The sequence below is a fragment of the Microbacterium sp. genome (genome assembly GCF_041641055.1).
Taxonomy (GTDB): Bacteria; Actinomycetota; Actinomycetes; order Actinomycetales; family Microbacteriaceae; genus Microbacterium.
Map to the genome: position 1 here is coordinate 20,819 of NZ_JBEPZB010000031.1, position 10,885 is coordinate 31,703.

General features: G+C 69.0%; 10 protein-coding genes. 5 read left to right on the forward strand and 5 right to left on the reverse strand.

The annotated features are described in order from the left end of the window. Positions 1-6: 6 nt before the first annotated feature. The 3 genes from ACESK8_RS15305 to ACESK8_RS15315 form a co-directional block, all read right to left on the reverse strand. Entirely contained in the window at positions 7-699 is a 693-nt protein-coding gene (locus ACESK8_RS15305; protein WP_372969394.1) for a nucleotidyltransferase domain-containing protein, read from the reverse strand. 14 nt (positions 700-713) lie between these two features. Beyond that, the gene (locus tag ACESK8_RS15310; protein WP_372969395.1) at positions 714-2,129 is read right to left on the reverse strand and encodes an RNB domain-containing ribonuclease; all 1,416 of its coding nucleotides are present in this window, start codon (positions 2,127-2,129) and stop codon (positions 714-716) included. 127 nt (positions 2,130-2,256) lie between these two features. Next, entirely contained in the window at positions 2,257-3,549 is a 1,293-nt protein-coding gene (locus ACESK8_RS15315; protein ID WP_372969396.1) for a DUF222 domain-containing protein, read from the reverse strand. 195 nt (positions 3,550-3,744) lie between these two features. On the opposite strand from ACESK8_RS15315, the gene ACESK8_RS15320 reads away from it, so the two are divergent. Together ACESK8_RS15320 and ACESK8_RS15325 are read left to right on the forward strand one after the other, a co-directional pair. After that, positions 3,745-4,515 carry an isocitrate lyase/phosphoenolpyruvate mutase family protein gene (locus ACESK8_RS15320; RefSeq protein ID WP_372969397.1) on the forward strand — a complete coding sequence of 257 codons (771 nt, stop codon included), beginning with the start codon at positions 3,745-3,747 and terminating at the stop codon, positions 4,513-4,515. Between the two features lie 43 nt (positions 4,516-4,558). Beyond that, positions 4,559-6,316 (forward strand): proline--tRNA ligase, encoded by a 1,758-nt coding sequence (locus ACESK8_RS15325; protein ID WP_372969398.1) that lies wholly within the window; start codon positions 4,559-4,561, stop codon positions 6,314-6,316. A gap of 68 nt (positions 6,317-6,384) precedes the next feature. Here the strand turns inward: ACESK8_RS15325 and ACESK8_RS15330 are convergent, their stop codons facing one another. Next, complete coding sequence (locus ACESK8_RS15330; RefSeq protein WP_372969399.1) at positions 6,385-6,888, reverse strand: pyridoxamine 5'-phosphate oxidase family protein; 504 nt, start codon at positions 6,886-6,888, stop codon at positions 6,385-6,387. 125 nt (positions 6,889-7,013) lie between these two features. On the opposite strand from ACESK8_RS15330, the gene ACESK8_RS15335 reads away from it, so the two are divergent. Beyond that, a complete protein-coding gene (locus tag ACESK8_RS15335) occupies positions 7,014-8,054 on the forward strand; it encodes a TIGR00730 family Rossman fold protein (RefSeq protein ID WP_372969400.1) in 1,041 nt (346 codons plus the stop codon). Here ACESK8_RS15335 and ACESK8_RS15340 read toward each other — a convergent pair. After that, positions 8,023-9,378, reverse strand: coding sequence for a flavin monoamine oxidase family protein (locus ACESK8_RS15340; protein WP_372969401.1), 1,356 nt, complete (start codon positions 9,376-9,378; stop codon positions 8,023-8,025). The two genes, ACESK8_RS15335 and ACESK8_RS15340, sit on opposite strands and share 32 nt — an antisense overlap. Before the next feature lie 131 nt (positions 9,379-9,509). Here ACESK8_RS15340 and nusA point away from each other — a divergent pair, with 131 nt between their 5' ends. Beyond that, the gene (gene nusA, locus ACESK8_RS15345) at positions 9,510-10,493 is read left to right on the forward strand and encodes a transcription termination factor NusA (RefSeq protein WP_372969402.1); all 984 of its coding nucleotides are present in this window, start codon (positions 9,510-9,512) and stop codon (positions 10,491-10,493) included. Between the two features lie 59 nt (positions 10,494-10,552). Continuing rightward, positions 10,553-10,807 (forward strand): YlxR family protein, encoded by a 255-nt coding sequence (locus ACESK8_RS15350; protein ID WP_074731775.1) that lies wholly within the window; start codon positions 10,553-10,555, stop codon positions 10,805-10,807. Positions 10,808-10,885 lie beyond the last annotated feature (78 nt).

The window sequence follows — 10,885 nt, forward strand, 5'->3', positions numbered from 1 at the left end:
CGCGGGTCAGCGCACGAAGCCGCCCTGCACCCGCCCACCGGCGCGGACGAGTTCGGCATCGACGCGATCGGCGAAGGCCGCGTAGTCACCGTCGAGAAGAGGACTGCTCAGCCGCTCCGCTCGTTCGGAGCTGAGACCGCGGAGCCGTCGTGGCAGCCATTTGCCGGTGGCGATCCATCTGTGCTCGCCGAGCAGCATGAGCTCGGCTGTCCTGTCGAAGAGCACCGAGGCCACGACGTGGCGTTCGAGCGGGTCGGTTGCGTCGCGGAGGTCGTCGAGCAGGTCGGTGATGACGTAGCGGCGGAAGGCCGACTCGTGTGCGCTCAGCGTGGGGCCGGCGTCGAGCACCTGCCGCCACCGATGGCGCAGCGCGGCGAGCGTCCCGTCGTCGCGGACGGGGGTGCCTTCGACCAGCATGTGCACCGTCACCGGGCGACGCTGCTGCACGCCGCGGTCGGCCCATTCGGCGAACCCCGCGGGGGTGTACGCGAAGGCTTCGAAGATCTCACCCTCGAACTCGTGCGTCGACGCCTCGCTGCTCTGAGCGTCGGAGCGGAAGAGCTGTTCGCCGATGAGCAGCAGGTCGATGTCGCTCGTCGCTGTGCGCTCGCCCCGCGCTGCGCTCCCTGCGACGACGGCGACGGAGGCCCCCGGGCAGCGGGCGTCGATGAAGCGTTCTGTCAGAGCGAGTGGATCCACGCCGACAGCGTACGTCAGAGGGCGAACTCGATCTCGCCGCGCGTGATGTCGGCGCTCAGGACCCGCAAGCTCACGACGTCTCCGGGTGCCGGGCCCTGGGGCAGCGGAGCCGAGGCTGTCACGGCGGGCGTCGCGAGCTGGACCGATGCCCGTTCTCCTCGGATCTCGATCACCGTGGCGTCGACCGTCTGGCCGACGAGCGGGGTCATCAGGGCGGCCTCGACGCAGTTGATCGTCGCGGAGTCCAGTCGCGACGCGCGCTGACCCGATTCCTGCATCAGCCCGGGAAGCTCGGACAGCGAATCGCGCGCCCAGCTCGGAACCTCTCGGCCTTCGGAGGCAGCCAGGCAGATCGACAGGGACCAGCGGTCGACGAGCCGACGCAGGGGAGCGGTCGCGTGTGCATAGGGCGCCGCGATCGCCGCCTGCTCCGCATCGCTCGGGACGGTGCCGTCGAACGTCACGTACCCGGCTCCGCGGAACAGGGATGCCGCGGCTTCGAGGACGGGAAGGGTCATCGGGTCGGTGCGATCCAGGTTCCGCAGGTAGTCGCCGTACCGGCCGCTCGTCCACGGGCGGCCGAGTGCCTCGGTCTGGTGGCGGAAGGCGTCGAACGACTTCTCATCCGGCTGGGGCATCGTCCGAAGGATGCCGACTCGTGCATCGAGCATCAGGCTCGCAGCGGCCATACCCGTCATGAGTGACAGCTGGGCGTTCCACTCCTCGACGGGCAGAGGATGGCGCCGTTCGATGGCGTAGCCGCCGTCGGGCGTGCGCACGACCTCCTCATCGGGCAGATTGAGGCTCGCACCACCTCGGAGCTTCTCCTGCTCCACCCTCAGCGCGCCGATCTCGGGCAGAAGCGCCGCGGGGCCGTCCTCCCCGCGGTCGAGTGCCGCCTGCACGCTCGCGTAATCGAGCTGGGCCCGGGATCGGATCAGTGCGCGCTCGAGTCGGAAGTCCTCGACGGAACCCGTCGCGTCGAGGGCGAACGTCCACACGAGCGCGGGCCGGTCGACATCGGGAAGAAGGGAGGCGCGGCCTTCGCTCAGCACCTTCGGATGGAGAGGGATGGTGCCATCGGCGGCATACAGCGTCTGTCCTCGCCGGCGGGCTTCGGCGTCGACCTCACCGCCGGCGACGACGAAACTCGGCACGTCCGCGATCGCGTAGTGCACGGTGTAACCGGAGCCGCGGCGCTCGAGATGGAACGCCTGATCCAGGTCTCTGGATCCCACGGGGTCGAGCGTGGCGAACGGGATGTCTCGAAGGTCCGGGTCAGGCTCGGGCGCGACGGCGGCTTCGGCTTCGGCCAGCACGGCAGCCGGAAACTCGGTGGGGGCGTCGAGCGACACCCGCAGCTCCGCGAGCGCCGCAGCGAGTTCGGTCTGCGCGGCAGAGGGGGCGACGTGCGATCGGCGCTGAGGCATGTCTCCACACTATGTCGCCCTCGCCGGATCCCGCCGAAGCGAGGGCCGGTTCCCGCCGAAGCGAGGGCCGGTTCCCGTCAGCGCCGGCTCGCGTCAGGGCCGGCTCACGTTCACGGCCGTCTCATTCTCAGAATGGCGGCGGCATGTCGTCCTCGGTGAACGTCGCGGCGTTCTGGGCAGGCGGTCGATCGATGTAGACCTGCCCGGTGGGGCTGGTCCAGGCGAATGCTCCATTGCCGAGGTGTTCGACATGCCACGGAGTGCGGTGCTTCAGCACGTGGTGCCGTCGGCAGAGGTGACCCAGGTTGTCGGCGTCGGTGGTGCCGCCGAGCGCATGGTCCTCGGTGTGGTCAAGATCGCAGTCGCGGGCGGCATACCCGCAGGTGGGGAACCGACATCGGCTGTCTCGCGCTGTCAGATGACGTCGCAGCTCGGCGGATGGCCGGTACCGGTCCACCGCGAGCACTGCCGCGCTGACCGGGTGGGTGAGGATCCGATCCCATCCCGCAGCGGAGCCGGCGAGGAGCCGGGCGGTGCGGCCATCGATCGGGACGCAGCCGTTCAGTTCGGCGGGGACGGTGCCCGACCCGAGCAGGGTCATGACGGGAACGGTGACGGAGACGGAGGGCGTGATAGCGGAGAGCATCCCGTCAGTCGTGTCGTGCCCCGCCGGGGCACCGGTGAGAAGCAGGTCGAGAGCGATGTCGCAGCGGGTCTGGCCCAACGTCCGGCCGTCGGGAGGACGATGCGCGCATTCGACCGCTTCGCCGCCGGCCGCTGCTGCCTTCGCCATCGCCGTGACCCGATCGAATGCGCCGTGCACGAGTGCGGCCGGACCGAAGATGCTGAGCTCGGCCATCCCGTCGGCGCGGTTCTTCACCCACACTCGACGCTCGTGGCGTGCGTCCGCATGACGAGCGTCGACGGTGCGCGGCTGGAGGCGGTCGGCGACCCGTCGCGCCTCGCGCCCGACGCGGTTGGCGGACTCCGTTCGTGCGAACGCGACCATCCGCTCCGAGTACTCCACGCGCCGGGTCTCGTCATCGAGGTGTGTGCCGGCATCGACGATGATCCTGGCATGCGCGGCACTGATGAGCCCGGCTCCCTGGGCGCGCCACACTCGCGGGAAGCGCGTGACGAGGAGCTCGGCGTCCAGCATCCGCCGTTGGAGCGTACGGTCACTGACTCGCAAGGCAGCGCCGAACTCCCCGGCGACAGCGCGGATCGCCAGATCGACGCCGTCGGCGGTCGGCGCCTCGGACTGCTCCGCCGTCTCGACCGCGAGGCGCGATCCCAGGGCCAGAAGACCGTCACGCGCGGCGAGCAGGGAACCGATCGTCCGCTCGACGGAGACGAGCATCTCGGTGACCGCGCCGAGCGCCCCCACCTGCTCGATCGTCGCGTCCATGAGTGCTGTCATACCCGCATCACATCACCGACCTCGGACATTTCGAGTCCAGATCAGGGCCGAAAACCATGACGTCGAGCGAGAACATCGGCATCCCGGAACAAGAGCGCGCTGGGCTCGTCCCGACGCATCAGACGGCATCCCGTGAACCGAGGACTTGCCGCCCCGTCCGGCCCGCGGCCGGATCGAGCGCGTTAGCGTGGGAGCATGACCACTGCTGCGAAGGCCCAGACCCTCATCGGACTGTACGAAGCCCCGGAGATCCTCCGGGTCGTGAACGTATGGGACGTCGTTTCCGCCAAGGCGGTCGCGATGCTCCCCGAGACGAAGGCGATCGCGACGGCCGGGCACGGCATCGCGGCCTCGTTCGGCTACGAGGACGGCACGATCCCGCGCGACATCATGATCGACATGGTCGGACGCATCGCGGCATCCGTGTCCGTTCCCGTGACCGCGGACCTGGACGACGGCTACGGCGACGCGGGGGAGACCACCCGCCTCGCGATCGGCGCCGGCGTCGTGGGCGCGAACGTGGAGGATCGCCTCAAGCCCTTCGACGAGTCCGTCGCCGCCGTCGAGGCGATCGTCAAGGCCGCCGAGGCTGAGGGCGTCCCCTTCGCGCTCAACGCACGCACCGACGCGTTCGTGCGCGCCGGGCACCGGCCTGTCGCCGAGAGCGTCGCGGATGCCATCCAGCGCGGCCGCGCGTTCCTCGATGCAGGAGCCACCGCCGTCTTCGTCCCCGGGATGCTCGACGCGAACACCACGCGCCAGCTCGTCGACGGGCTCGGCGAGGGCAAGCTCAGCGTGATCGGACTCCCGGGCACGCTCGCCGCGTCCGAGTACGAGAAGCTGGGCGTCGCCCGCATCTCGTACGGACCGCTCCCGCAGCGCGTCGCGCTGACCGCCACGCAGGAGCTCGCGGCCAGCCTGTACGCCGGCGGCGTCATCCCCAACGGCCTTCCCGCCCTCAACTGACCAGGGTCGCAACCGAGTGACCGCCGGTCAGTAGACTTGCCCGGTGGTCACTCGTCTTTCGAACTTCTTCCTCCGCACGCTCCGTGAAGACCCTGCCGGCGCCGAGGTCGCCAGCCACAGGCTGCTGATCCGCGCCGGGTACATCCGACCGCAGGCGGCCGGCATCTTCGCGTGGCTGCCGCTCGGGCTGCGGGTCAAGGCGAAGATCGAGACCGTCGTCCGCGAGGAGATGGCGGCCGCCGGTGCGCAGGAGGTGCATTTCCCCGCGCTGATGCCTCGCGAGTCGTACGAGGCCACCGGTCGGTGGGAGGAGTACGGAGATCTCCTCTTCCGTCTCCAGGACCGCAAGGGCGGCGACTACCTGCTCGCCCCCACCCATGAAGAGGCGTTCACGCTGCTGGTGAAGGACCTGTACTCCTCGTACAAGGACCTTCCGCTGACGATCTACCAGATCCAGGACAAGTACCGAGACGAGGCGCGTCCTCGCGCCGGCCTGCTGCGCGGGCGCGAGTTCACGATGAAGGACGCCTACTCGTTCGATTCGTCGGACGAGGGCCTCGACGTCAGCTACCAGGCGCAGCGCGACGCCTATGAGCGCATCTTCCAGCGTCTGGGACTCGAGTACGTGATCGTCCAGGCGGATGCCGGCGCCATGGGCGGGTCGCGCAGCGAGGAGTTCCTGCACCCCACGCCCGTCGGCGAGGACACCTTCGTGCGCAGCGCCGGCGGCTACGCCGCCAACGTCGAGGCCTTCACGACGGCGGTTCCCGACGCGATCCCCTTCGACGCCGACGCCGCTCCCGTGATCTTCGACTCGCCGAACACCCCGACGATCGAGACGCTCGTGGCTCACTCGAACGCGCACCTCGCCGGCGACTACACGGCAGCGGACACGCTCAAGAACGTCGTCCTCGCGCTGACGCACCTCGACGGTCGCCGCGAGCTCGTGGTCGTCGGCATCCCCGGCGATCGCGAGGTCGACGAGAAGCGGGCCGAGGTCGCGTTCGCGCCGGCCGAGGTCGAGACGGCCACGGCGGACGACTTCGAGAAGAACCCGCTGCTCGTCAAGGGATACATCGGCCCGTGGTCACCGACGGGCGCCGTCCTCGGCGAGGAGTCGGCGACCGGCATCCGCTACCTGGTCGACCCCCGCGTCAGCGAGGGCACCAGCTGGATCACCGGTGCGAACCTCGACGAGAAGCATGCGCACTCGGTCGTCGCAGGCCGTGACTTCTTCGCCGACGGGATCGTCGAGATCGCCGACGTGCGAGCGGGCGACCCCGCGCCCGACGGATCAGGGCCGGTCGAGCTCGCCCGGGGCATGGAGATCGGCCACGTCTTCCAGCTCGGCCGCAAGTATGCGGAGGCGCTGGGTCTCAAGGTGCTGAACGAGAACGGCAAACTCGTCACGGTCACGATGGGGTCGTACGGCATCGGCGTCACGCGCATCCTGGCGATCATCGCCGAGCTGAACAACGACGAGAAGGGCCTGATCTGGCCGGCATCCGTCGCGCCGTTCGACGTACAGGTCGTGGCCGCCGGTCGCGACCAGGTCGCCTTCGACGTCGCCGCCGATCTCTCGACCACGCTCGAGGCCGCCGGCCTCGACGTCCTCTACGACGACCGTCCGAAGGTCTCGCCCGGGGTGAAGTTCGGAGACGCAGAACTCGTCGGCGTGCCGAAGATCGTCATCGTCGGGCGCGGCGCCGCCGATGGACAGGTCGAACTCTGGGATCGGCGCACCGGCGACCGCGACGCCGTGTCGATCGCCGAGGCCGTGGAGCGACTGACCGCTCGCTGACCATCGACGCGAAGACGCCGCGCAGCTCCTCACGGAGGTGCGCGGCGTCGTCGTCTGCGGATGCCGTGTCAGCAGACGATGTGTCCGTGGTTCATGATGTCGTCATCCGGAGTGTCCTTCGTGACCAGCGCCTTCAGCGCTCCGGCCGCCATCGCGATCTTCCCCTTGGCCGGTTCCCAGAACTCCGTGACGGTGGGTGTGACCTTGAGGAGTGCGATCCCCGGCGTGTCCAGCCCGTCCTCGAACCAGATGTCCAGCGACGGGGAGTAGAGCTCGTCCATCTTCGCGCGATCGTGCACGATGGACGCGTTGCCGGCCACCGACACGTAGCGCATGCCCTTCGGATCGCAGTACGAGAGGCCGACCTGTCGGTGCGCTCTCGCCTCCTCGACCTTCTCGGTGTCCTCGGCGGTGAAGAACCAGATGTCGCCGGCGTCGTCCATCTGCCTCGTCGACATCGGTCGGCTGACGAGGTTGCCGTCGTCGTCCGTCGTCGTCAGCATCGTGAAGTCGATGTCCTCCACGAGGTCTTTCACCCGTGCCAGTGCGTCAGGTCCAGTGATCTCTGTCATGTGCTCAGCTTCGCCGCGGTGCGGCCAGAAGGCACGGGCGTTGACACGGCGGTCTTCGCGTGGTGAGCAGCCATGGACGGCGTTGCGGATCCCCGCGCCGCATCCCGTCATGACAGGCTGAGGGCATGACCGAGGAACCGCTGCCGGAATCGCTGAGCGCCGAGATCAACACCGTCCTCGACGAGGCGGGGGTGAAGACCGACCGCAGGCTGGTGATGCGCATGATGCGCACGGCCGTGCTCCTCGGCGAGGACGGCACGAACCGCCTCGACCTCAAGATCGCCTCTGCGGCTCTCGCCGAGATGCGAGACGCCTTCCGGCTGTTCGCCCCGTTCGAGGGCGTTCCCAAGGTGACCGTCTTCGGATCCGCACGCACCCGTCAGGACGATCCGCTCTACGTGCAGGCGCGCGACGTCGCCGGCGCGCTGGCCGCCGACGGATGGATGGTGGTGACCGGGGCCGGCCCCGGGATCATGCAGGCGGCGGCCGAGGGAGCAGGGCCGGCGCTGTCACTCGGGGTGTCGATCCGGCTTCCCTTCGAGGAGAAGGCCAACAGCCTGATCGAGGCGAGCGAGCACGTCGTCGCGATGAAGTACTTCTTCACACGCAAGCTCATGCTCATCAAGGAATCCAGCGGCTTCATCTGCCTCCCCGGCGGGTTCGGCACCCTCGACGAGATGTTCGAGCTGCTCACCCTGCAGCAGACGGGCAAGGCGGAGCCGACGCCGATCGTGCTCCTCGACGAGCCGGGCGGTACCTTCTGGAACGGACTCAAGCGCTTCATCGACGAGGATCTCGCCCCGACCGGCGTCATCTCCGAAGGCGACTTCGATCGCGTCGTCATCACGGACTCCGTCGAGTCGGCGGCAGGCGTGATCGCGGGCTTCTGGCGCAACTACGACTCGCTGCGGTGGGTGGGCGACACGCTCGTGCTGAGGCTCCGTGCGGAGCCGACGGCCGCGGAGATCGCGGAGCTGAACGACCGCTTCGCCGGGATGCTGGTGAGCGGCCGCATCGAGCGCACGACGCCCCGTCAGCCCGAGGTCGCCGACGACGATGTGCTGCACCTGCCGCGCCTGGCGCTGCACCTGGACCAGTGGCACGTCGGGAATCTGTTCCGTCTGATCGGAGCGATCAACGAGCTGGGTTCTGCTCCCGCTCCCTGATCCGTCCTGCGAACGCGGCGAGGTCGACCGGGCGGCCGAGGAGGCGTTCTGCCGCCCGATGCCCCGAATAGAACGCCGCACCGACGGTCGCGGGCTCCTCGCCCCAGGTGGCCTCGCCCGCGAAGTGCAGCACGCCGTCGACCGGGCCTGCGAGCTCGTCGTGATCGTGGTGCGACGAGCCGAGGGCGAGATGCGAGTAGGAGCCGTTCGAGAACGGATCCTGCCCCCATCGCGTGATCCAGTGAGCCGTCGGAGCACCGACGCGCTCCCCGTACAGCACCCGGAGGGCGGAGACGACGTCCGCGACGATGTCCGCGTCAGCGAGATCCTGCACCCTCCGTCCGAACGGCCCCGCCGCGAACGTCAGCAGGGTAGGCCGCCCGCTGACGGCTGAGACGTCGTACCACGAGTGCCAGTGCTCGCCCGCCTCGCCCAGGGCGCGCAGCACGTAGCTCTCCTCGTCCCAGAAGCGCTCGGGGAACTGGATGAAGACCTTGTTGAACACGCCCATGCCGAGTCGCTCGATCGGCTCGGCCACGGCTGCGGGCAGGGGAGGGACGAACTCGATCGAACCGGCTTTGAGCACACCGAGCGGGACCGTGACCAGAGCGCTGCGGGCGCGGAAGTCGCCGCGATCGGTCGTCACGGTGACCCCATCGGCATGCCGCGAGACGCGGGTCACGACGTGTTCCCGTCGGATGTCGAGTCCCGCGGAGATGCGCCGGGGCAGCTCGTCGTACCCGCGCGGGAAGATCACCTCGTCACCGTCGATCGCGTCCTCATCGAGGCCGTGCGCGTCGAGGTCTCCGATCCACGCGCCGCACTGCTCCTCGACACGGTGGCGGAAGAACTCGCGGATCTCGTCGATCCGCTCCGGAGCGAAGCCGGAGCGGTCGAGCGCGCGCTCGGTCACATCGAGGTAGGTGTCGCCGGGGGAGGAGGCGGCGATCTCCTCGCCGAGCATCCGGTCGGCCTCGGCGACGTCCTCGACCCATCGCGCGGTCGCCGCGGCATCCATCCGCCGACCCTCGCCGTCGAAGTTCTCGATCGTGCGCCCGCCGGCCTGGAAGCTGCCGACCGTGTACTCGAGGGTCGGGATGTCGAGCGCCTGCACGAGGTCCCACAGCGGCGACCCCTCGATGCCGTGGACCCACGACGCGCCGAGGTCGACGGCGAATCCGGCCGAGCGATCGGTGTTCATCCTGCCGCCGACGCGATCCCGGGCCTCGAGCACGAGCACCGTCGCGCCGTCGTCGGCGAGCATCCGCGCCGCCGTCACCCCTGACATCCCCGCTCCGATCACGATGGCGTCGTACGTCGTCACTGGGTCCTCCTGCGCGTCTGGCACCGCGTCGGTGCGGCCGCCTCCGTGGCATCGGGCGGTGGGCACAGGGTATCGTGGTACGGATGTCGCGCGTGCACACCCGCGCGACGAGAGCTGAATAGGGAGCCGTCATGGATATCGAACTGAGTCTTTTGCGTGGGATCGAGAAGGAGAAGGCGATCCCCTTCGATGAGTTGGTCTCGATCATCGAACAGGCCATCCTGACCGCATACTCCAAGCACGTCTCCGCAGACGGAGCCACCCCCGAGGGCGTTCGCGTCGACCTCGACCGCCGCACCGGCCACGTCGCCGTGCTGCAGGTCGTCAAGGACGAGGAAGGCGCCATCATCGGCGAGGAGGAGGCCACGCCCGACGACTTCGGACGCATCGCGGCCTTCGCAGCCAAGCAGGTCATCAGCCAGCGTCTGCGCGACATCGCCGACGACGCCGTGCTCGGTGAGTTCAAGGGCAAGGAGGGCGACATCGTCGCCGGCGTCATCCAGCAGGGTCCGAACCCGCGGATGATCCACGTCGACCTCGGGTCGGTCGAGGCGATCCTGCCCCCCGAAGAGCAGGTGCCCGGCGAGGAGTACACGCACGGGTCGCGCCTGCGCGTCTACGTCACGAGCGTCGCGAAGGGACTCAAGGGCCCGCAGATCACCGTGTCGCGCACCCACCCCGGCCTCGTCCGCAAGCTGTTCGCCCTCGAGGTGCCGGAGATCGCCGCCGGCCTCGTGGAGATCGTCTCGCTTGCTCGCGAGGCGGGCCACCGCACGAAGATCGCGGTCAAGGCACATGACCCGGCCATCAACGCCAAGGGCGCGTGCATCGGCGAGATGGGACGTCGCGTTCGTGCCGTCACCGAAGAGCTCGCGGGTGAGAAGATCGACATCGTCGACCACGATCCGGAGCTCGCCGCGTTCGTCGCGAACGCGCTGTCGCCGGCCAAGGTGACCAGCGCCTTCATCCTCGATGCCACCACCAAGGCCGTGCGCGCGCTGGTGCCGGACTACCAGCTGTCGCTCGCGATCGGCAAGGAGGGGCAGAACGCCCGCCTGGCCGCCAAGCTCACCGGAGCGAAGATCGACATCCAGCCGGACAGCGTCCTGGACTGACCCCTCGTGACATCCGACTCGCGCCCCTCGCGCGAGTCGGATGGGAACTCAGGTGTAAGATGGAACCCGTACGAACGTGCGTCGGCTGTCGCACGCGTGCTCCCCGCTCCACTCTTCTCAGGGTGGTGTCCCAGAACGACATCCTCGTCCTCGACGAGAGTGCTGTCCTGCCGGGGCGCGGCGCGTGGGTGCATCCGACACCCGATTGCATCGAATCCGCACTGCGGCGACGAGCCTTCGGACGAGCACTGCGCGTCTCCAGCGACCTGGACACGCGGATCATCGAACAGCACCCACCAAGAAACAAAGGCTGAACGGCTATGGAAACAAAGTGAACGGCTCGAAATGAGACCCGTCCGCGACTAGTGGTCTGCCCTGTCTGGGTGGACCGA

Bases quoted from the DNA above. Each gene is read 5' to 3' on its own strand.
- ACESK8_RS15320 (WP_372969397.1), top strand. From the start codon at position 3,745: ATGACCACTGCTGCGAAGGCCCAGACCCTCATCGGACTGTACGAAGCC.
- ACESK8_RS15310 (WP_372969395.1), bottom strand. From the start codon at position 2,129: ATGCCTCAGCGCCGATCGCACGTCGCCCCCTCTGCCGCGCAGACCGAA.
- nusA (WP_372969402.1), top strand. From the start codon at position 9,510: ATGGATATCGAACTGAGTCTTTTGCGTGGGATCGAGAAGGAGAAGGCG.
- ACESK8_RS15350 (WP_074731775.1), top strand. From the start codon at position 10,553: ATGGAACCCGTACGAACGTGCGTCGGCTGTCGCACGCGTGCTCCCCGC.
- ACESK8_RS15330 (WP_372969399.1), bottom strand. From the start codon at position 6,888: ATGACAGAGATCACTGGACCTGACGCACTGGCACGGGTGAAAGACCTC.
- ACESK8_RS15335 (WP_372969400.1), top strand. From the start codon at position 7,014: ATGACCGAGGAACCGCTGCCGGAATCGCTGAGCGCCGAGATCAACACC.
- ACESK8_RS15315 (WP_372969396.1), bottom strand. From the start codon at position 3,549: ATGACAGCACTCATGGACGCGACGATCGAGCAGGTGGGGGCGCTCGGC.